The sequence below is a fragment of the Pseudomonas orientalis genome, assembly GCF_002934065.1.
In the GTDB taxonomy this organism is placed as follows: domain Bacteria; phylum Pseudomonadota; class Gammaproteobacteria; order Pseudomonadales; family Pseudomonadaceae; genus Aquipseudomonas; species Aquipseudomonas orientalis_A.
In genome coordinates this window covers 705,347-726,533 of sequence record NZ_CP018049.1, presented here as the reverse complement: position 1 = coordinate 726,533, position 21,187 = coordinate 705,347, and the positions used below count along the sequence as shown (strand labels likewise).

Sequence of the window (21,187 nt, the reverse complement as noted above, 5' to 3'; positions counted from 1 at the left end):
CAGGCCGTTACCGGGGTGGATAGTTGGCAAGTATCCTGGCCACCGTGCTGCGAATAGCATTACTCCGGTCCTGCGGATTCGGCGAACTGGCCATGATCTGCTCATCACTGCCCCGCCACACCAACTTACCGTCCCTGCCATCGAGCAAATCAATCTGCAGCGTCGCCACCTTGTAAGAGATGCTGCGCGTTTCGTTATACATCGGCGCCCCCCAATACCCATTCCACGGCCCGCCCCAAGCCCCCCCGTAATTGGTAGTGACCTGTTGCTGACGGTCCTCGACGATCAGATAGGCCTGCACAGAGAGGTCGGCCTTGCTACCGGGCCCGGCGAGGCGCAGACCGCGCTGGTCAAGCTGCTCGCCCACCGCCTGGCGAATACGCTGCTCGGTCAGGTCACTCTTGATACGCGGATCATCCGGACGATATTGCAGCGCCGGCTCTTTCCAGGCCCAGTTACGGTAGGCGCCGAAGTCGCGGCTGGCGTCAAAGTCATGGTTGACCTGATTACTCTGGCAACCGCCCAGCAGCAGGACAACGGCAAGCGTAGCGATACGACGAAACATGAGGGTTCTCCGATGATCGGTCCGGCTTCAGTTGAGCATAGCGGTTAACGCGGAGGATACGCCGTCATTGCCTTCTGCACCGCCTCGCGCAACGCATCAGCGCGCTCGCTGAGGCTGCCCTGGCTGCCCGTTTCGGCGCTCGCGCTCCACACCGGCTGGCCGCTGCGGGCGTCGAACAGATTGACGCGCACCACCACGACCTGCACTTCATAGGTACGCACCATCGGCACCGAGTTGTACATGCCGTAGCCATTGCCATAGCGGTTGTAGCCGCCATAACCGTAGCCATAATCGTCCTGGACCTGGCGCAGACGCTTCTCCAGGCGTACATCGGCGCTGACCAGCAGGTCCGGCGCACGCGTGTCATGCACCGGGCGCAGGCCGCGCTGGTCCAGCGCACCGCTGACGGCTTCGGCCACCTGGGCCGAATCCGCCCAGGCGGTGCCGGCCGGCAACTGGCCGTTGCGCCAGGCCCAATTGCGGTAGGCGCCATAGTCGCGCACCGGCGCCGGGTAAGCGCTGGCGTCAAAGGTGGTGGCCGCCTGGGCCGGGGCCGGTGGCATTGGCGCCGACGCGGCCACATAAGGATTGGGGCTCGAGCAGGCGCCCAGCCCAAGGGACAACAGGATCAAACAGAGACGACGCATTTCGACCTCCGCAGACTGGGCTGCTTAAACCGGACGGCACACCCAGTGCAAATAACGCCCAAGTCCGGCAAAGCTTGGGTGACGACGGTGAGCGAGCTCCATCTCCAACAGATCCTGCAGCTCGGCGCGCGCCTGGAATTCCACCGGCATATAGTCATGGAACACGCGCACGCCACTTTGGCTTTCGACCTGCCACAGCCCTTCGAGTTGCGCCGCCAATTCCCTTGGGTCCAGCGGCTGTTGCGGCGTGAGGCTCTGCTTTTCGCCGGCCATATCGTTCTTGCGCATCTTGCGAAAGTGGCCCTTGAGCAGGTTGCGATAGATCAGCGCATCGCGGTTATAGAACGCCAGGGACAACCAACCGCCGGGCAGCGTCAATTGATGCAGCACCGGCAGGATCGCATGGGGCTCGGCCAGCCATTCCAGCACGGCGTGGCACAGCACCAGATCGTAGGGCTCGGTGAGCTGGCCGAGCAAGTCTTGCCAGGGCGCCTGGATGAACGTGGCGCTCTGCCCGGCATCGGCAAAACGCTGGCGCGCGCCGTCGAGCATGGGCGCGGCAGGCTCGGCCAGGGTCACCTGATGGCCACGCTCGGCCAGCCACAACGACATATGCCCCAACCCCGCGCCGATATCCAGCACGCGCAACGGGCGATCCGGCAACGCCTCGGCGAGATCCGCCTGCAACACCGCCAGGCGGATCGCGCCCTTGGCGCCGCCATAGATTTTCTCGGCGAAACGCGTGGCCAACTGGTCGAAATGCCGGTCACTCATGGGCAAACCGCCGTTCGCTGTCGGCCAGCTTGGCGCACACCACTTCGTTCATGTCCAGGCCCAGCTCACTGCACAGCAATAGCAGGTACAGCACGATATCGCCGACTTCCTGGCCGGCATGAGCGAGCTTATCGGCCGGCAATTGGCGCGACTGGTCTTCGGTCAGCCATTGGAAAATCTCGACCAGCTCGGCCATTTCCACACTGGCGGCCATGGCCAGGTTTTTCGGGCTGTGGAATTGCTTCCAGTCGTTGGTATCGCGGATGCGGTGCAAGCGTTCGGTGAGGTGTTCGAGGTTCATTGGGGGCTCCTGAATGGGTATAGCTTCAGGGGGATGGGGAGTGAAGGCAAGTGAATAGCGGTGTTGCCCCCGATGAGCATAGGTATCTACACAACTCAGCAGCGCCCAACCGTAACCACGATGCGAAGCGAGCCGCTCTTGATCTGCTTTTGATCCTAGGCGCCCCGTTAAACCACGCTGGCCGAACGCAGGCTTGAATCCGTGGGCAACCCGGCAGGACGCCGGGTTAGCCGCACTGGGCCAGGGATGGCCCATTGCGGCGGCCCACGGATTCAAGCCTGCGTTCGGGCACACCGAGCCTAAGCGAGGTGCCGAGTGGTGGGGCAAGAGCGTTTTGCTTACTTTTGCGCTTTTCAAAAGTGAGCCGCTGTAAAAGCGGAACCCATAGCAGCCGTTACCGCAGAAACGGATATGTACCCGGTCCAATCCAACATCCTGGTCGGCCCTGAGGCCGCCATCGGGGGCAAGCCCCCTCCCACATTCGATTTGTGAACACATACCAGTGTGGGAGGGGGCTTGCCCCCGATGAGGCCCTAATCAACAACACTGAACTCAAGCCTGGCAGTCTGCCCGGCCTCATCCAACACACTGAGCTGATAGCGCCCCAACCGCTCAAAGCTGGCATTGATGCTGTCCTGATTGGCGCTATCCCCCAACGGCGCACCGTTAAGAAACCACCACCGCCGCCCGCTGCCGCCCAGCGCGGAGATTTTCAGGCGTAGCGCCTGTTGACTGGCAGCGGGCAAACGCAGTTGATCGCCCTCGCGCACGCCCACTATGGACAACGGCGAAGCGGCAGCCAGTGCCGGCGGCGGGCAATCCGGGTCGGCGGCCGGGATGCGTGCTTCACGGCGCTCCACCCTGGGCAGCCAGGGCTCCAGCGGCGCCGGCCACAGGGCGATATGCTTCGGTTCGGCGCCAGGGCAATGGGCGTCCACGCGCAAGCCCTTGGCGTTGACCCAGACACTTTCCATCAACCCCACGCTCAATGGCTGATCCAATGCCTGCAAGGTCGGCGGCGTGGTGTTGTCCAGTGTCCAGGCAAAACGCTGGCGACGACAATTGGGATCGCTGCGATTCATCGGCTGGCCCAGCGGCCAACAGATGGCCGCCACGCCCACATTGGCCGGCACGGCCTTGACGGGCGCGCTGATGCCGCGCTGGCTGTCGCGGTTGGTCAGTACGTCATGCACCTGCAACATCAACGGCGCCGCCGACGCCAGGCCAAACTGCCCCGGCACCGGCGTGCCGTCCGGCCGGCCGATCCAGACGCCGATCAGATAACGCGGGCCGACACCAATCGCCCAGGCATCACGAAAGCCATAGCTGGTGCCGGTCTTCCAGGCCAGCGTCGGGCGCTGCACCAGTTCGGCCCGTGGGTCGCGGTCGGGGCGCGCCTGGCCGCTGAGGATACGCCGCACGATCCAGGCCGCCCCTGGTGACAGCAATGGCCGTTCACGCAGCGCGTCATCCGGCTGCAGGCGCAGGGTGGCGCTCTTGCCGTCGCGGGCCAATGCACTGTAGCCGCTGACCAGCTCTTCCAGGCGACTGCCCGCGCCGCCCAGGATCAACGCCAGGTTCGGCTCGGCCAACGCCGGCAACGCCAGCGGCATGCCGCCGATGCGCATCTGCGCGGCAAAGCGTTTCGGCCCGTAGGCTTCCAGCAATTGTACCGCCGGCAGATTCAGCGAGCTGGACAGCGCCGTACTCGCCGGGACCGCCCCGGTAAAGCCCATGGAGAAATTGCCGGGACGGTAATCGCCGTAGCGTCGCGGCACGTCCTGCAGCAGGGATTCGGAATGAATCAGGCCCTCGTCCAGGGCCATGCCATAGAGGAAAGGTTTCAAGGTGGAACCGGGCGAGCGCAGCGCGTTGATCATGTCCACATGGCCATAACGCTTGGCGTCATTGATATCCACCGAGCCGAGGTAGGCGCGCACCGCCATGGTGTCCTCCTCCACCACCAGGATCGCCGCCGAGGTATGTTCGGGCAAACGCGCACGCCAGCCCAGCAACAGGTCTTCGAGGCGACGTTGCAGGGTGGCGTCCACGGTGGTGCGAATCAGCGGCGGGCTGTCCGGCCGGTTCAGGCGGCGTGCGAGCAGCGGCGCAAGGCTCGGTTCCAGCCGTGGCGCGAGCAGCAGCGGTTCTTCCAGGGCTTCATCCACTGCCGATTGCGGCCATACCTGGAACTCGGCAAGGCGGCGCAGCACTTTGTCCCGCGCGTGCTGGGCGCGTTGCGGGTGACGGTCCGGACGCAGGCGGCTCGGTGCCTGGGGCAATACCGCGAGCAGGGCCGCTTCGGCGTGGGTCAACTGCGCCGGGGATTTGCCCAGATAGGCCCAACTGGCCGCCGCCACGCCCTGCAACGTACCGCCGAAGGGCGCACGGTTCAGGTACAGGTTGAGGATTTCATCCTTGGACAGGTGCCACTCCAGCTGCGCGGTACGCCAGAGTTGACGTAACTTGCCATGCAGGGTGCGTGAATGCGGGTCGAGCAGTCGCGCCACCTGCATCGACAAGGTGCTGCCGCCGGATACCACCCGTGCACCGGTCAGGTTCTGCCACGTCGCCCGCGCCAGCGCCAGCGGGTTTACGCCGGGGTGGCGGTAGAACCAGCGGTCCTCGTAGGTCAGCAACGCGTCCAGGTAATACGGTGAGACTTCGCGGGTTTGCACCGGATAACGCCACACGCCATTGGCATCGGCAAAGCGCCACAGTGGCGTGCCATCCTCGGCCAGCACCACCCGGGCCAGGTCGTCCCGGGGCAACGGCAGGGGCCAGATACGGTCGGCCAGCCATAGCAGGGCGATGACCGACAACAGGCTCACCAGTGTCCAGCGGGCAACAAAACGCAAATTCAACCGGGTAAACCTCTATGCTTGCAGGGAACTCGCCTGTCGCAACAACGACCAAAGGCACAGTTACGCCCACCTTCTTATCAGGACACGCACATGCAGGTAGAAAGCTTTTTCGAATGGCTGGGCCAGGCGCTCGGTTCCGTCATCCGCTTTATCGTCGACGGTCTGAGCGGCTTGTTCGGAGCCTTGACCCACGCCGGCGGCAACTTTATCGATGGCTTGTCGCGCACCCTGGGCATGGACACCTCGATCATCAGCATTATCACCCTGATCGTCGGGCTGCTCTTCCTGTACTCGGCGGTACGCGCCTTTATGCGCGCCTCGATCATTATCGGGATCATCTGGCTGATCCTGGGCCTGTGGTTATTGAGCTGGGTCGTGCACTGATTTATCTGACCGCCCCAATCCCTTGTGGGAGGGGGCTTGCTCCCGATAGCGGTGAATCAGTCAAAACATCATTGGCTGACACTCAGCTATCGGGGGCAAGCCCCCTCCCACATTGATCTCCATTTCAACTTCAGCAATCAGCGGCCCTTGATCACCATATCTGCCGGGGTTTCACCCACCGCCTGCCAGTTCGGCCGATACATCGACTCCACCTGCGGCGGCGGCACGCGGTAGGTGCCCGGTGTCACTGCCCGTGCCAGGTACAGCAAGTGCGTGGTGCCGCCGTAACCGTCCAGGTTCATCGCCGCCACGTAGCGGTCATCACGAAACTCCTGATGCTTGAGCGACGCGTTCTGCATCGACTCGCGCCACTCCTTCACCTGGCTGCTCGCATTCTCCAGGCTGGCCGCGCTTTGGGCCAGGTTCTGGTTTTCCAGTTCCAGGCCGGCGGGCAACAGGTCGACCACCAGGGCATCCGGCACGCGTTGCTTGGCGCTGACCGCCAAATGCACCAGCACCAGGTCGCCGCTGTTGAGGCTGCGCAGGTTCAGCGGCTGGCCGTTCATGCCCAGGTATTCGCGACGGATGCTCAGGTTCTCACCGCCCGCTGCCGGTGGCACTTGTGGGTAACCGGAAATCGTCAGTTGCTGGTACACCGGCGTTTGCCCCTGATTGCTCAGGCTCAAGTCGCTGGTCAGCAGCTTGTCATCCAGTTGCAGCGTTGATTGCTGGTTGTTCAGTTCACGCACACCGCCACTGCCGGTCAGCGACACTTGCCAGTTCGCATCTGGCTGGGCGAGCCCGAGCCGCCCGGCGAGGAACAGCGAATTACGCTCCTGGGTCGACAGATACGGGCTGGCCGCCAACTGGTCCGAGAGCGCGAACAGGCGTTCCTCGCGCTTGCCCTTGGCCAGGTCATTTTCTTCCAGCAACGCCAGGATCATCGCCTGATCGCGCAACGGGCTGCCGTAGTCGGCCAGCCATTCCTTGGCGCTGCGCTGCGCCGCCAGGCCGGCGAGCAGCGCCTGGTCCGCACGCGGCTGGTCGCCCATTTTCTGCAGGGCAATGGCCAACTGCACCAGGGGCAAGCCGGAACGCGCATCGCTGCGTCGCTCGAAGATACTGCGCAAGGCCCCCAGCGGCGCCTGCTGACTGCGCGCCAGGACCATGCCGGCGTAGGCCTGCACGGCAAAACGGGTGTGTTCGGCGTTGTCGCTGTAGTCGACTTCGATCAGGTTGCGCTCCTGCACATAGCGCAGCAGACGCTCACTGGCTTTCTTCAGCGCCTCGGCCGGCACTGCAAAACCCTGGTCACGGGCGCGCAGCAGGAAGTCGGTGACATAGGCGGTCAGCCAATATTCTTCCTCGCCGTCGGCGCCCCACAAACCGAAGCTGCCGTTGTAGCGCTGCATGCCCAGCAGGCGTTCGATGCCCAACTCGATCTTGCGTTTACGCTCGGCATCCGGCTCGCCCTTGATGCTCAGGCGTTTAAGCAACGCGTCATCGGCATAGAGCGATGGGTACAGACCACTGGCGGTTTGCTCCAGGCAACCGTAGGGGTAGGCCTTGAGCGCGCTGATCTGCGCGCCGAGGTTCAACGGCGGCCGGCTGGACAGGCTCAACAGCGCCTCGCTGCCCGCGCTGTCGAACTGCTCCAGCGTGCCCGCAGGCAAGCTCCACGGCTGGTCCTTGAGCACGGCGCGGTAATGCTTGAGCAACGCAGGATAGGCAGGGCGCACGCCCAGGGTCCATTCACGGCTGAACGGCGGCAGGTTTTCACCGGGCAGATCCAAACCGTTGACCGTCACCTTGACCTTGCCATTGCCCAGGCCGCCCCAGGCTTTCACCGGGATGCGCAACGTGGTGCGCTGGCCCTGTTTCAACTCGACGCTGTGCGCGCCGCCGTTGACCAGTTGCAACTGCCCTTCGGCGCTCAGTTGCACGTCCAGCTTCTGCGCCTTGCCCGACAGGTTGGACAGGTCCAGCGCCAACGTCGTCTCGTCACCACCGGCCAGGAAGCGCGGTGCCGACAACTCGGCAATCAGCGGCGCGGCGATCACGGTCTTGGCTTCGGCCATGCCATAACGGTCATCACTCCAGGCCTGGGCCATCAGGCGCAGCTCGCCGTTGAAATCCGGAATATCGACGCTGACTTCGCCCTCGCCCTGCTCGTTGAGCGTCACCGGTGCGCTTTGCAGGGCGACAATGGTCACGCTGGTGTCGGGGCGCTTGCCGCCCTTGGCCAGCGCCGCATCGCCCCCGAACGCCAGGCTGGCCAGACGGCCCTGCCCGGCTTCGATCAACTGGCCGTAGATGTCGAACTGGTCCACGCCATAGGCCTTGCGGCCGAACAGGCTGGAGTACGGGTCGGGTGTAGGGTATTCGGTGATATTGAGAATGCCCACGTCCACTGCGGCCACCAGCACATGCACCTGTTTGGGCACACTGCCGTCGGCGTTTTTGGCGGCGATTTTCACCGTCAGCGGCTGTTTGGGGCGCATTTTTTCCGGCGCCGTCAGCGTCAGGCCAAGCTTGCGCTGGGTACGGTCCAACGGCAGATGCAGCAGGCCCACCGCGCGTTTGGGGGTGATATTGGCTTTGCGCTCGCCGGGACGGATCACCAGCGCGCTCACGTACAGATCATGCCGCGACCATTTCGGGTCGAGCTTTACGGCAAAGCTCTTGCCTTCGGCCGGCACGTCGATTTCCTGCCACCACAGCGGCCCCTCGGCGGACTCAACCAGCAGGTAGCCTTTACCGGCCGCCGGCGGCGTGACGGTGACGTTGGCGGTGTCGCCATCGGCATAGGCGGGCTTATCCAATGCCAGCTTGACCTGATCGGGGCGCACGGCGCCGCCTTCGGTGTTGTCCTGGGCCTGGTAGCCGGCCCAGAAGCGCAGGCTGCTGATCAAGCCGGTCTGCGGGTCTTCGACCTCGACGCGGTAGGGGCCCCACTCCACCTGGAAGCTGACCTTGGCGGTGTCGCCGGCCTTGATGTCGAGGGTTTGTTCGTCGAGGTTGAGGAATTTCTCGTTGTAGTGATAGCTCCAGCCATCATTGTCCGAGTAGTTCCAGTAATAGTCGCGGCGCTCACGCACCAGACGCACCTTGAGGTTCTGCGCGGCAAGTTTCTGGCCGTCCTGGTTGGCCACCAGCACTTCGAATTCCGCCGGGCCGTCGCCGTTGGTTTCAGTGCCATCAAACAGCCCGCGCAGGCCCGGCAACTGCTCGGCCGGCCAGATCGGCTGTACCAGACGCCGGGTGATCGGCCGGCCGCCCGACTCCTGCAGACTGGCCTGCACGATCAATTGCAGGGGCGACTTGGCCTCGGCCCATTTGCTTTCCAGGGTCAGTTCTTCCTGGCCCTTGGCGTCCAGCGTGCTTTCGTCCAGTTCGAAATCCTGGCTCAGCTCTTCTTCGGTGACCGAGCCGAACTGGTAGCCCGGCAAGCTTTTGACCGCCTCGCGCAATGGGCGCACGTAGACCTGCCCGCTGACCCGATTGCCCGAGGCCGGCGCGCCGTACAGATAACGGCCATTGACCTGGATGACCGCGTCATCCGCCGGGCTCAGTGGCGTGTCACTGCCCTTGAGCTCCAGCGCCAGGCGCTCGGGCAGGAAGTCTTCGACGAGGAATTCATACAGCTGCGGCTTGCCATCGCCCAGGTCGAATACCAGCTGCCAGCGCCCGGTCGGTGCTTCGCCGGCCAGTTGCAGCGGGTATTGATAGAGACCGGAGGCGTCGGCCTCCCACACGAATTTGCGGCTGACCTGCTCATCGGGGCGGCGCACTTCGACGCTCACCGGCTGCGGCTTGACGGCGTTGCCGTCCTTGTCGCGCAACAGGGCGTTGAGCAGCACGGTTTCACCGGGGCGATACAGGTCCCGCGGGCCGAACACAAAGAACTGCAACGGGTGCGACGGCTGCCCACCGATATCGAACTCGGCCAGGTCCAGCGCGGCACTGTCCAGACGCAGCAAACTGGTTTGTTCACCCTGCTTGGCCAGCAAAACCTGGGCTTTTTTCGGCAGCGGCAACTCGGCGTGGCCACCGTCTTCGGTCTTGCTCTGGCCGAGTACGCGGCCTTCGGCATCGAGGATTTCCAGTTCGACGCCGTTCAACGCCTTGCCGCCTTCCAGCGCCTGGGTAAACACATCCAGGCGATTGGCGTAGCGGTGCACCGACAGGCCGATATCACTCAAGGTAAACAGCGTGGCCGGTTGCGAATAGTTGTAGGTGCCCGAGGCACGCATCACCGCCAGGTACACACCCGGCTGCTGCAATTGCTTGAGACCGGCGATCGGCAGCAGCAGGGTTTCGCGGGTATTGCGCGCCGGGTTGAGGTCAAAACGGCCGCCGTAGACCAGGTCGGCCATCGGCAGCAATTCGCGGGATTCGTAACTTTGCAGGCTGGTGTTGCGCCCCCACTGCGCCAGGAACGCCGGCAGGGACTCGGCCTTGATCCGGAAGAATTCAACGTCGATCTTGTCGACGTTCAGCGCGATCACCGGCAGGCCCTCAGCCAGGCGCGTGGGCAACAGCGTGCCACGGCTGGCAAAGCCGACGGTGGCTTGCAGGTCGCGGGTTTCCAGGCGAGCGGTGTATTCGGCGGCGAGCAGGTTGTCGTTGACCGCCTTCACCCCGGCATCCACCGTCAGCACCAACTTGCGCTGCGGCTCCAGGTGGCGCAGGCGCAATTCCATCAAGTTATCGGAAAGCTCCCAGGCGCCATCGACCTTGCCCGACTTGCTGTCGACCAAATGGACTTTGTCGACGAACTTCTGATCCGGGTCCAGGGGAATGGAAAAACTCACCGACAGGGTGCTGGCCCCGTCCAACTGCACCTCGGACACATCCACCACGCTTAACTCACGCCCGGCGTAACGCTGCTTCAACGCCGCCACATCCACCGCCGCCTTGGCCGGCTTGGGCGCCACACTCGCCGCCGGGGCAGAGGGCGCGGACGGTTTATCGGAAGAATCGCAGGCGCTCAGCAGGGCCAGCGCACAGGCCAGGAACAATCCTTTGTTAAGCATGGGGCACTCATAGTCAGAGGAAACCGAGGGTGAACTATATATCAGCACCGACCAAGCTGCTGCGGAGCTGGTCACATTGACCGACGGAGGGTGTGTTGGTTCTGGGTGTCATTGGAGCCAAACCAAATCCCACATAAAATGCAGATCAAAATGTGGGAGGGGGCTTGCCCCCGATAGCGGTACATCAGCAAAAAATCAGTTGCCTGACGTACCTACACAACTCTGCAGCCCCCACCGTAACCACGATGCGAAGCGAGCCGCTCTTGATCTGCTTTTGATCTTGATCTCAGGCGCCCCGTTAAACCACGCTGGCCGAACGCAGGCTTGAATCCGTGGGTAACCCGGCAGGACGCCGGGTTAGCCGCACTGGGCCATGGATGGCCCATTGCGGCGGCCCACGGATTCAAGCCTGCGTTCGGGCACACCGAGCCTAGGCGAGGTGCCGAGTGGTGGGGCATGAGCCCTTTGGTTACTTTGGGGCTTTTCCAAAGTGACCCGCCGTCAGGGCGGAACCCTAAGTGGCCGTTACCGCAGCAACGGATATGTACTCGATCTGATCCAACATCCTGGTCGGCTCTGAGGCCGCCATCGGGGGCAAGCCCCCTCCCACATTTGGATCGGGATCGACACAACATCCTGGCCGGCTCTGAGGCCGTCATCGGGGGCAAGCCCCCTCCCACATTTGGATCGGGATCGACATAACATCCTGGTCGGCCCAGAGGCCGCCATTGGGGGCAAGTCGAATCGTCGTACCGCCCCTCCCACATTGGATCTGCGGTGGGGTTAATGGCCGGTTACAATGGCGCTCCACCTAGGAGCCTTCATGACCGCCCTGCTCGCCGACTGGCGCCACCGCCCCACCCATCGCCGTGTCTGGGCCCTGGCCGCGCCGATGATCCTGTCGAATATCTCCGTGCCGCTGGTGGCCCTGGTCGACAGCATGGTCATCGGCCATCTGCCCCATGCCCACCAACTGGGCGCCGTGGCCGTCGGCGCCAGCCTGTATACCTTCCTCGCCTGGGCCATGGGCTTCTTGCGCATGGGCTCCACCGGCTTTGCCGCCCAGGCCGCCGGGCGCAATGACGGCGCGGCATTGCGCCAGGTGCTGCTGCAAGGTCTGCTGCTCGCGCTGGGACTGGCCATGTTGCTGGGCAGCGTGGGCATTCCACTCAGCCACCTGGCGCTCGAGTGGATGCAACCCTCGGCCGAACTGAACCAACTGACCCGGGAATTCTTCCATACGCGCCTCTTCGGCCTGCCCGCCGCCCTTGCCAGCTATGCGCTGGTCGGTTGGTTCCTCGGCACCCAGAACGCCCGTGCGCCGTTGGCGATCCTGCTGACCACCAACCTGGTCAATATCGCGCTGAACCTGTGGTTCGTTCTGGGCCTGGATTGGGGCGTGGTCGGTTCGGCCCGCGCCTCGGTGATTGCCGAATGGACCGGTGCCCTGCTCGGCCTGGCCCTCACCCAGAAAGCCTTGCGCGCCTACCCCGGCCATATCGCCTGGGCCGCGCTCAAGCTGTGGCAAAGCTGGCGCCCATTGCTGGCGGTAAACCGCGACATCTTTATCCGCAGCCTGGCGTTGCAGTCGGTGTTTTTCATGATCACCGTACAGGGCGCGCGGCTGGGAGATGCGACCGTGGCGGCCAATGCGCTGTTGCTCAACGGCCTGCTGCTGACGGCACACGCTCTGGACGGCCTCGCTCACGCTGTCGAGGCCCTGTGCGGCCACGCCATCGGCGCACGTGACCGCCAGGCGTTAAGGCGATCATTGGTGGTTGCCTGTGGTTGGTCGCTGATCGCCAGCGTCGGTTTCGCCCTGCTGTTCACCTTCGGCGGCCACCTGTTTATCGCCATGCAAACCGACATTCCAAGCGTGCGCGAAACCGCCGACCGCTACCTGCCCTACGTTGCGGTATTGCCGTTGATTGCGGTGTGGAGTTATGTGCTCGATGGATTGTTTATCGGCGCCACGCGGGCGCGGGAAATGCGCAATGGGATGCTGCTGACGGTGCTGCTGGTGCTGCCGCTTGCCTGGGCATTGCAGGGGTTGGGCAACCACGGGCTGTGGATCACCTTCCTGCTGTTCATGGCGGTGCGCAGTTTGACCCTGTGGGCAATTGCCTGGCGCCTGAATCGGCAAGGGCTGTGGCTCGGTAAAAACTGAAGAAACGCAATCCAAATGTGGGAGGGGGCTTGCTCCCGATAGCAGTACATCAGCAACAAATCAGTTGCCTGACACTCCGCTATCGGGGGCAAGCCCCCTCCCACATTTACGAGGACAGGTAGGAAGAACGGGTCAGGCCCAGACGCAAGGCGTCCAGGAACTGGGTGCGTTCCGACGCACTGATCTTCGCACTCGCACACTTGTCACGGTAATGGGTCATCAATTCCTCCGGCGACAAGTGCACATAGCGCAGCATGTCTTCGATGGTGTCGTGCGTCTCGATCCCGGCGCTGTACACCGAACCGTCTTCACGCTGGTAGATGTTCACCGAGTCGGTGTCACCGAACAGGTTGTGCATATCGCCGAGGATTTCCTGATACGCGCCGACCAGGAAGATGCCCAGCAGGTAGTCTTCGCCCTCGTTCAAGGCATGGACCGGCAGGCTGGTCTCGATGCTCTGTTCGTCGACGTACTGCTTGATCTTGCCGTCGGAGTCGCAGGTCAGGTCTTGCAGCACGGCGCGGCGCAGCGGCTCTTCGTCGAGGCGATGCAGCGGCAGAATCGGCAGTACCTGACCGATGGCCCAGGTGTCCGGCAGGCTCTGGAACACCGAGAAGTTGCAGATGTACTTGTCGGCCAGCTTGTCGTTGAGCTCGTCCAGCACCTGGCGGTGCGAGCGCTGACGGGCCTTGAGCGAGTTGTGCAGGCGACGGCACACGGCGAAGTAGCACTGCTCGGCCAGGGCTTTTTCGGCCAGGGTCAGCTTGCCGTCGGCGTACTGGGTAGCCACGTCGCTCATGTAGTGAGTGGCGCGCCAGTAGGTTTCAGTGACCATCTCGATATCGGTCGGGCCCAGCAGGTCCACCAGCCATTGCACGGTTTCCGGCAGGCTTTCCTTGTTTTCGATGGTCGGGATTTCGTCGTTGTGTTTCTCGACGTCGGTCACCTGCACCACCAGCATGGCGTGGTGGGCGGTCAGCGAACGGCCACTCTCGGAGAAAATGTGCGGATGCGGCAGGCTCTGCGCGTCGCAGAACTCCTTGAGCATGCCCACCACCACGCCGGCGTAGTCGTCCATGTCGTAGTTGATCGAGCTGGCGTTGCGCGAGTGGGTACCGTCGTAGTCCACGCCCAGGCCGCCGCCCACGTCGATGTGGTCCACCGGCAGGCCAAGGTTGCGCAGTTCGCCGTAGTAACGAATGGCTTCCTTGAACCCGTGCTGGTAGTCGGCCAGGTTGGCGATCTGCGAACCCATGTGAAAGTGCAGCAGGCGGATGCCCTGGTCCAGGCCGGCCGCGCGGAAACGCTCGACCACCGACAGCAGCTGCGCCGCCGACAGACCGAACTTGGACTTCTCGCCACCGGTGTCCGCCCACTTGCTTGAGGCCAGGGACGACAGGCGCACACGCAAGCCTACCTGCGGCTTGACCTTGAGGCTGGCGGCCTCTTCGATCACCAATTCAACTTCGGATTCTTTCTCGATCACGATAAACACATTGTGGCCGAGCTTCTGGCCCATCAGCGCCAGGCGGATGAATTCACGGTCCTTGTAACCGTTGCAGACGATGGTGCCGCCCTTCGGCGCCAGGGCCAGCACGGCGAGCAGCTCCGGCTTGGAGCCGGCTTCCAGGCCGATGGAGACGTTCTGGGTGGCGATGATGTTCTCGATCACCGCCTCTTGCTGGTTCACCTTGATCGGATACAGCGCGGTGTACTGGCTCTGGTATTCCAGGCGTTCGATGTTCGAATCGAAAGCACCGGTGAGCTGGCGTACACGGTCTTGCAGGATATCGGGGAAGCGCACCAGCAGCGGCAACGACAGGCCGCTTTTGCGCAGCTCGTCGACTTGCTCGTACAGATCGACAGGCGTGCTGTTCGGACCGTTCGGACGGACTTCTACGCGACCGGCTTCATTGATCGCGAAATAACCGGCCCCCCAATGGCGAATCCCGTAAACACTGCGGCTGTCCGCAACTGTCCATTGGCTGCCATCGTCTTTGCGTGTGCGTCGTACGGACATCGAAGTCCCCTATAAATGAAGGCGAAGGCGCCACCTCAAGCGGAGGCTGGCGCAGTCTAAAGAATGAAAATGACGATTTGCCTGTAAGGGAGGTAGACCTCGCTCGCAGGGCAGAGTTTAGACACAGGCCGGGAAGAGGCTTTCAGCCGCCGGACTTCTTGGCCTTGTAACCGAGCTTGATCAGCTCGGCCAACAGCAACTCGACATGCTCGCCCTGGATTTCGATGACGCCGTCTTTCAACGCGCCACCGGTGCCGCAGCGCTTCTTCAGCGTGGTGGCAAGTTCCTTGAGCGCCTCTTCGGCCAGCGGCACGCCGGTGATGGTGGTCACCGTCTTGCCGCCACGGCCTTTGCTCTCGCGGCGTACGCGGGCAATGCCGTCGCCTTCGGGAATCAGGGTTTGTTTGCAGGTGCACGAATCCACGGGCTGACGGCAGTCCGGGCAGTGTCGACCTGCATCGGTGGAAAATACCAGGCCACCCAGGGCGGCGAAGGATGCGGCTTTCTTGGCCACCGGCAATCCTCTAGGGGATGAAAAGTGGCGCAGTGTAACGGCAAAAAGCCAAGTTGCTAAGGGCCAAATGGCGCCATTTCATGCAACTTTAGCGACGCAACGCCAGATAGCGACGCAGGCCTTCTTGCGCGTCCGGGCAGTAAGGCTTGTGTCTGGCCTCGCTCAACACCGTTTCAATCGGCAGGAAGCGCGCTTCCATGACTTCTTCGGGCTGCAGGCACAGTGGCCCGTCCCATACCGCCGAGTAGGAGGTGCACCAAAGCCTGCTGTCGCCGTCTTCGAAATAGAAATGGTCATGTTCGATCAATTCCACGCCGCTGACGCCCAGTTCTTCGGCAAGCTCGCGGGCCGCCGAATCGGCATAGGTTTCCCCTGCCGCGACCATCCCGCCCGCTGCCGTGTCCCAGAACCCGGGGTACAGTGCCTTGCTCAGGGTGCGCCGATGCACACACAGCTCGCCCCTGGAGTTGAACAGGAAGATAAAGGTGCAACGGCCAATCAGTCCGCGGTTGCGCAGGTCGGACCTGACGAGGTTGCCGAGCGGGTTGTCATGTTCGTCAACCCACTGGATCAGTTCAGCATCGGAGGCTACCCGGTGGGCGGCCTCCTTTTGAGTAGCGTCCATCATCAACCCTGATTGAGGAGCTGACGCAAATCGATCACTGCAGCGTTGGCCCGGGAAATGTAGTTCGCCATCACCAGCGAATGGTTCGCCAGTACACCGAAGCCGCTGCCGTTGAGAATCATCGGGCTCCACACCGGTTCCTGCGAGGCCTCCAGCTCACGAATGATCTGGCGCACGCTGACGGTGGCGTTTTTCTTGGCCAGCACGTCGGCAAAATCGACTTCGATGGCGCGCAGCAGATGGGACAGCGCCCACGCCTGGCCACGGGCCTCGTAGAACACGTTGTCGATCTGCATCCAGGGGGTTTCCACCACTTCTTCATCGACCTGCGGCACTTCACCCGGCGCCAGCGCTTCGGTTTTCAGTGCGGTGTTCAGCTTCACGCGGCCCACACTGGCCGACAGGCGCTGCGACAGCGAACCCAGACGGGTGGCGACGTCGCCCAGCCAGTTGTTCAGGTTGTCGGCGCGGGCATAGAACAGCGCGCCCTTCTGGTTAGGGTCGGACAGGCGTGCTTCGTAGCGGCTCAGGGAGTTGATGCCTTCCTGGTATTCCGACTCGCTGGACGGCAGCACCCAGCTCTTGTTGTCAAAGTTGAAACGCGGCTCGGCCTTGGCCAGGTCAGCGTCTTCAGCCGACTGCGACTGGGAACGGGCGAAATCCTTGCGCAGGGCGCGGGTCAGGTCACGTACCTGCACCAGCACGCCGTACTCCCAGCTCGGCATGTTGTCCATCCACAGGCCTGGCGGGAAACGGTCATTGGAAATGTAGCCACCGGGCTTGTTGAGCAAGGTGCCGACCACGTTTTTCAGGGTTTCGACGGTGGTGTAGCCGATCACCATCTGCTTGCCTTCCTTCTCGGCGGCAAGCTGGGCGTTTTGCTGGACCGGAAACAACGCCGGCTCCTGACTCCAATACCAACCCAGGCCTCCAGTGACCAGCAGGTACAAGCAGATCACGCTGAGCAAGGCGCGGCTCATCAGCAGGTTGCGAACGTAGCTGCGGTTGGCCGACTTGGGCTCAGGGGCGGGGCCTTTGGCACTGCCTTCACGGTTTTTCCAGTCCAGCATGGCGATATCCTTTCAATCACTTGAGTTCATGCACATCAATTGTCCGGGTGCGGTCAAACACTCCGACCACAACCCTACCCCATCGTGCCCATCGGTGCGGCGCTTTTAAACCAGACTGGCGCATACCCGAGGGTGAACTATAAAGGATGCACGCTTTTTACACAGCGCGACCACGAGGTCAAAAAATGAATACCGCCGACGCGTACTTAATTGACGTATGACACTCATACAATAGAAAAGAGGTGCTAGCATAGGGCCACTAGTTGACCTCAGCATGCACCCTCACAGTAGTCAGGATATGACCGAGTCAGAAGACCCCAGCCGCGAGCGTCTCAAGCAGCATTTTGCCCAGCGGGTAATTCATCAGGCACGTCAAATTCTTGAGATCTGGCAACGCCTGCAACGCAGCGAATGGTCGAACGCCGACTTCTCCGAACTCAGCGAAGCCAATCTGCGCCTGCTGCGTTTTGCCGAGCGTTTTGAACAGCCCGAGCATCGCCAACTGGCCCGGCACATTGGCGAGTCCCTCAGGGCCGTGGAAGACAACCGCGGTCGCCTCAGCAGCCAGTTGATCACCGAACTCAACCGCCTGATGCAGCGGCTGTCGCGCACCGGGTTGCGCCAGGGCGATCAACTTGAGCAAACCCTGCTGCCGCCGATGCGCAAGCCGATCTATGTGATGCTGGCCGACCATGACCGTGCCGAACGCCTGGCCAGGCAGTTGGAATTCTTTGGCATGAGCGCCCAATCCCTGGACAGCGTCGCAGCCTTTCGCGCCACCATGGCCGAGCGCCTGCCATCGGCCATGGTAATGGACGTGGACTTCTGCGGCACAGGGCTTGGGCTGAAACTGGCCGCCGAAGCCCAGCAGGGCCTGGAGCAAAAGCTGCCGCTGCTGTTTTTCAGCCTGAATGAAACCGACACACCCACACGCCTGGCCGCCGTGCGTGCCGGCGGCGAAGAATTCCTCACCGGCACGCTGGAAGCCTCGAGCCTGTTGGAAAAAATCGAAGTGCTGACCTGCGTCGCGCAATATGAACCGTATAAAGTGTTGATCATTGACGACTCCCGTGCCCAGGCCTTGCACACCGAGCGCCTGCTCAACAGCGCCGGCATCGTCACCCGCACCTTGATCGAGCCGATCCAGGCCATGGCCGAGCTGGCGGACTTCCAGCCCGATCTGATCATCCTCGACATGTACATGCCCGCCTGCACCGGCACCGAGCTGGCCAAGGTGATTCGCCACAACGACCGCTATGTCAGCGTGCCGATCATCTACCTGTCGGCCGAAGACGACCTGGACAAACAGCTCGATGCGATGAGCGAAGGCGGTGACGACTTCCTGACCAAGCCGATCAAGCCGCGCCATCTGATCACCACCGTACGCAACCGCGCGGCGCGCGCGCGAAACTTGAAGGCGCGGATGGTGCGCGACAGCCTGACCGGGCTGTACAACCACACGCATATCCTGCAATTGCTCGAAGACTGCAGCTTCCGCGCCCGTCGCGAAAACAAGCCGCTGAGCTTCGCCATGCTGGATATCGACCACTTCAAGCGGGTCAATGACAGCCACGGTCACCCCATGGGCGATCGCGTCATCAAGAGCCTGGCCCTGTTCCTCAAGCAGCGCCTGCGCAAGACCGATTACATCGGCCGCTATGGCGGTGAGGAATTTGCCATCGTAATGCCCGACACCGACCTCGAATCGGCCTGCAGGGTGCTGGACGACATTCGTGGGCGCTTTGCGGAAATCCACTACCCGGCCCAGCCACAGGACTTATGGTGCACCTTCAGTGCCGGGCTGGTGGAACTGTGCGACGGCTCCGACGGCCTGATGATGGCCGCCCAGGCCGACGAGGCGCTGTACCGTGCCAAGCATGCCGGACGCAACCGCGTGCAGGCGGCTCGCCCATCAAAGCAAAGTGCCATCTTTTCACCGGAATTCACTGAATCGGTCATAAGGTTGTAATAGAAACGCAATAACTTCAGGCACTTATCTTTTGCTGTCGGTTGAAACCACGCATGCGCCTGAAGCTGCTGACCAATCTCAATACCCTTCTTCTGGTTGCCGTGTGCCTGGCACTTGGCGCGACGCTGTGGTGGTCGCAACGGGCGCTGGAGCGCCCTTACCTGTTGATGGAGCGCTATCTGGGACTGTCCCAGGCCTTTGAGAACCAGACCGCACGCAATATCGACGACTACCTGGCCAGCGGCGATGCCCTGCGGTTGAGCAGCGCCGGTCAGAGCCTGGAAAGCCTGTTGCAGCAGCTCGACTCACTGCCGCCCGAGTTGGCGCAAAGCCTGCGTCCCAGCCTTGCGGACCTGGATGCCTTCAGCAAAACCGACCTGCTCGCCGCCGGTAAACTGGCCGGCGACCCGCAAGCGCTGCTGCTGCAAGCCGAACGCGAACTGGGGGCGAACCTGGAGCAACTGAGCCAGTACGCCAGCGCGGTCAATTCTGCGGACGCCGCGCGCTACCTGCCGCCCCTGCTGGCCGCCTCGCAACACTTGGGCAAGTTGTCCCTGGCGCGCGAAAAACTGGTCAGCAGCGGGCGCGCCGAGCTGGCCGATGACGTCGAGCGTGAAATCGCCAACATCCGTAGCCAGGCCGACCTGCTGGCACAGCTGCCGTTACTGGGCGTGAAGGCCAGCGCCGAATCCAGCACCGACGATTTTTCCGCCTTGATGGGCCTGGAAAACACTGAAAAAACCGAAGCGCTGGACACCGGCGTCGACCTCAAGCGTGAACTCAACGGCCTGTTGACCCGCTACCCCGCCGAGCTCAAGCGCACCCGCGAACAGATCCAGCAACGCGCCGACCTTGCCGCCGCCACCCGCACCAAGATCACCGGTGTGCGCCAAGCCATCGCCGGCCTGGAGCCGGTGGTGCGTGCGCAACACGCCAGCATCCAGGGCGAAGTGCGCCTGATACAAGGGCTGATGATTGGCCTGATCCTGCTGATCGCCCTGTTGATCGACACCTTGCAGCGTCGCCTGGCGCGGGTGCTGACCGCCCTCGCCCCGGCGCTGTCCACCTGGGCCGAAGGCAACTTCAGCCAGCCGATCGGCCTGGGCAGGACCAACCGCGAACTGCGCGATATCGAAGCCTCGCTCAACCGCCTGCGCGCTTATCTCGTGGACCTGGTCGGCACGATTCGCGGCAACGCCGAAGAAGTTGCCGGCAGCAGCCGCGCCCTTGCCGAACTGAGCAGCGGCCTGCACGACGGCGCCGAACGCCAGGCCGGGGATACCGCGCAGATCCGTGACTCCCTGGGCGAACTGGAAGCGACCATCCAGCAAGTGGCGGGCGATGCCAGCCAGGCCGCTGGCGCCAGTCGCAGTGCCGGCATCGCCGTGGAACAAGGCCAGCGCGTCATCGGCCTGAGCCTGACCGGGTTGCACGCCCTGGTGGGAGAAGTGCAGCAAAACGCGCAGATGATCGAGAAACTTGCCGAGGAATCCGCCACCATCGGCGGCGTGCTCACGGTGATCCGCTCGATCGCCGACCAGACCAACCTGCTGGCGCTCAATGCCGCCATCGAAGCCGCCCGCGCCGGTGAGGCCGGCCGGGGTTTCGCCGTGGTCGCCGATGAAGTACGCACCCTGGCCCAGCGCACAGCCGGCGCCACCGCCGAAATCCAGGGCTTGATCAGCAGCCTGCAAAGCGCCGCCCACCAATCGGTGCAAGGCATGCGTGCGCAGGTCGAACACGCCGAAGCCACCGCCGAGCAAGCCCAGGCCGCCGATGGCGCGCTGGACGAAATCGTCGGGGCGATCCAGACCATTTCCGAGACAGCGGTGCGCATCGCTGACGTGACTGCGCAGCAAAGCGGGGCCGTGAGCGAGATTCGCGATAACAGCGAACGCATTCACCAGCTGGGCGAGGACAACCTGCTGCGTATCGGCCAGGGGCGCAGCCAGGGCGAACACCTGCTGGTGCTGGGCGGGCAGCTCAACACGGCGGTGCAGGCCTTCCGCGTCTGATCACCCCTCCAGTGGAGATCAAAATGTGGGAGGGGGCTTGCCCCCGATTGCAGTGTGTCAGTCTCAGTATCTGTCACTGATGCACCGCTATCGGGGCATAGGTATCTACACAACTCTGTATCTGTAGCGCTCAACCGTAACCACGATGCGAAGCGAGTCGCTTTTGATCTTGATCTCAGGCGCCCCGTTAAACCACGCTGGCCGAACGCAGGCTTGAATCCGTGGGTAACCCGGCA

14 protein-coding genes are annotated in these 21,187 nt (G+C 63.0%); 4 read left to right on the top strand and 10 right to left on the bottom strand.

Translation table 11 applies throughout. The features are described from left to right. Positions 1-7: 7 nt before the first annotated feature. The 5 genes from BOP93_RS03105 to pbpC form a co-directional block, all read right to left on the bottom strand. A complete protein-coding gene (locus BOP93_RS03105) occupies positions 8-565 on the bottom strand; it encodes a DUF4136 domain-containing protein (RefSeq protein ID WP_065897440.1) in 558 nt (185 codons plus the stop codon). A 44-nt stretch (positions 566-609) separates the two neighbouring features. Beyond that, positions 610-1,212, bottom strand: coding sequence for a DUF4136 domain-containing protein (locus tag BOP93_RS03100; protein WP_104501508.1), 603 nt, complete (start codon positions 1,210-1,212; stop codon positions 610-612). Positions 1,213-1,236: 24 nt separating this feature from the next. Then, positions 1,237-1,986: a methyltransferase gene (locus tag BOP93_RS03095; RefSeq protein ID WP_065886474.1), complete on the bottom strand. Its 750-nt coding sequence runs from the start codon at positions 1,984-1,986 to the stop codon at positions 1,237-1,239. Next, on the bottom strand, positions 1,979-2,287 hold the full coding sequence (locus BOP93_RS03090) for a MazG-like family protein (RefSeq protein WP_104501507.1): 309 nt from the start codon (positions 2,285-2,287) through the stop codon (positions 1,979-1,981). The genes BOP93_RS03095 and BOP93_RS03090 overlap by 8 nt, the downstream gene beginning before the upstream one ends. A 533-nt stretch (positions 2,288-2,820) precedes the next feature. Further along, positions 2,821-5,151, bottom strand: a complete 2,331-nt coding sequence (pbpC, locus tag BOP93_RS03080) for a peptidoglycan glycosyltransferase PbpC (protein WP_104501506.1) — start codon at positions 5,149-5,151, stop codon at positions 2,821-2,823. Positions 5,152-5,241: 90 nt separating this feature from the next. Here pbpC and BOP93_RS03075 point away from each other — a divergent pair, with 90 nt between their 5' ends. After that, a complete protein-coding gene (locus tag BOP93_RS03075) occupies positions 5,242-5,535 on the top strand; it encodes a hypothetical protein (RefSeq protein ID WP_104501505.1) in 294 nt (97 codons plus the stop codon). Positions 5,536-5,672: 137 nt separating this feature from the next. Here the strand turns inward: BOP93_RS03075 and BOP93_RS03070 are convergent, their stop codons facing one another. Then, positions 5,673-10,571 carry an alpha-2-macroglobulin family protein gene (locus BOP93_RS03070; protein WP_104501504.1) on the bottom strand — a complete coding sequence of 1,633 codons (4,899 nt, stop codon included), beginning with the start codon at positions 10,569-10,571 and terminating at the stop codon, positions 5,673-5,675. Between the two features lie 823 nt (positions 10,572-11,394). Between BOP93_RS03070 and BOP93_RS03060 the strand changes: the two genes are divergently transcribed. Continuing rightward, positions 11,395-12,738 (top strand): MATE family efflux transporter, encoded by a 1,344-nt coding sequence (locus BOP93_RS03060; protein ID WP_104501503.1) that lies wholly within the window; start codon positions 11,395-11,397, stop codon positions 12,736-12,738. A gap of 106 nt (positions 12,739-12,844) precedes the next feature. On the opposite strand, the gene speA is transcribed toward BOP93_RS03060, so the two are convergent. From speA to BOP93_RS03040, 4 genes are all read right to left on the bottom strand, one after another. Then, positions 12,845-14,758 (bottom strand): arginine decarboxylase, encoded by a 1,914-nt coding sequence (speA, locus tag BOP93_RS03055; RefSeq protein WP_065883466.1) that lies wholly within the window; start codon positions 14,756-14,758, stop codon positions 12,845-12,847. 142 nt (positions 14,759-14,900) lie between these two features. Then, entirely contained in the window at positions 14,901-15,272 is a 372-nt protein-coding gene (locus BOP93_RS03050) for a translation initiation factor Sui1 (RefSeq protein ID WP_057724111.1), read from the bottom strand. An 88-nt stretch (positions 15,273-15,360) separates the two neighbouring features. Continuing rightward, entirely contained in the window at positions 15,361-15,897 is a 537-nt protein-coding gene (locus BOP93_RS03045) for an NUDIX hydrolase (RefSeq protein WP_065897678.1), read from the bottom strand. A gap of 2 nt (positions 15,898-15,899) precedes the next feature. Then, a complete protein-coding gene (locus tag BOP93_RS03040) occupies positions 15,900-16,967 on the bottom strand; it encodes a DUF2333 family protein (protein ID WP_065883460.1) in 1,068 nt (355 codons plus the stop codon). Positions 16,968-17,265: 298 nt separating this feature from the next. Here BOP93_RS03040 and BOP93_RS03035 point away from each other — a divergent pair, with 298 nt between their 5' ends. Both BOP93_RS03035 and BOP93_RS03030 read left to right on the top strand, forming a co-directional pair. Continuing rightward, positions 17,266-18,936 (top strand): GGDEF domain-containing response regulator, encoded by a 1,671-nt coding sequence (locus BOP93_RS03035; protein ID WP_104501502.1) that lies wholly within the window; start codon positions 17,266-17,268, stop codon positions 18,934-18,936. Positions 18,937-18,989: 53 nt separating this feature from the next. Beyond that, on the top strand, positions 18,990-20,951 hold the full coding sequence (locus tag BOP93_RS03030) for a methyl-accepting chemotaxis protein (RefSeq protein ID WP_104501501.1): 1,962 nt from the start codon (positions 18,990-18,992) through the stop codon (positions 20,949-20,951). Positions 20,952-21,187: the final 236 nt, after the last annotated feature.

What these genes read in the sequence shown, in the direction of transcription:
- BOP93_RS03105 (WP_065897440.1), bottom strand. Translation starts at nt 565, where the DNA reads ATGTTTCGTCGTATCGCTACGCTTGCCGTTGTCCTGCTGCTGGGCGGT.
- BOP93_RS03100 (WP_104501508.1), bottom strand. Translation starts at nt 1,212, where the DNA reads ATGCGTCGTCTCTGTTTGATCCTGTTGTCCCTTGGGCTGGGCGCCTGC.
- BOP93_RS03095 (WP_065886474.1), bottom strand. Translation starts at nt 1,986, where the DNA reads ATGAGTGACCGGCATTTCGACCAGTTGGCCACGCGTTTCGCCGAGAAA.
- BOP93_RS03090 (WP_104501507.1), bottom strand. Translation starts at nt 2,287, where the DNA reads ATGAACCTCGAACACCTCACCGAACGCTTGCACCGCATCCGCGATACC.
- BOP93_RS03075 (WP_104501505.1), top strand. Translation starts at nt 5,242, where the DNA reads ATGCAGGTAGAAAGCTTTTTCGAATGGCTGGGCCAGGCGCTCGGTTCC.
- BOP93_RS03070 (WP_104501504.1), bottom strand. Translation starts at nt 10,571, where the DNA reads ATGCTTAACAAAGGATTGTTCCTGGCCTGTGCGCTGGCCCTGCTGAGC.
- BOP93_RS03060 (WP_104501503.1), top strand. Translation starts at nt 11,395, where the DNA reads ATGACCGCCCTGCTCGCCGACTGGCGCCACCGCCCCACCCATCGCCGT.
- speA (WP_065883466.1), bottom strand. Translation starts at nt 14,758, where the DNA reads ATGTCCGTACGACGCACACGCAAAGACGATGGCAGCCAATGGACAGTT.
- BOP93_RS03045 (WP_065897678.1), bottom strand. Translation starts at nt 15,897, where the DNA reads ATGGACGCTACTCAAAAGGAGGCCGCCCACCGGGTAGCCTCCGATGCT.
- BOP93_RS03040 (WP_065883460.1), bottom strand. Translation starts at nt 16,967, where the DNA reads ATGCTGGACTGGAAAAACCGTGAAGGCAGTGCCAAAGGCCCCGCCCCT.
- BOP93_RS03035 (WP_104501502.1), top strand. Translation starts at nt 17,266, where the DNA reads ATGACCGAGTCAGAAGACCCCAGCCGCGAGCGTCTCAAGCAGCATTTT.
- BOP93_RS03030 (WP_104501501.1), top strand. Translation starts at nt 18,990, where the DNA reads ATGCGCCTGAAGCTGCTGACCAATCTCAATACCCTTCTTCTGGTTGCC.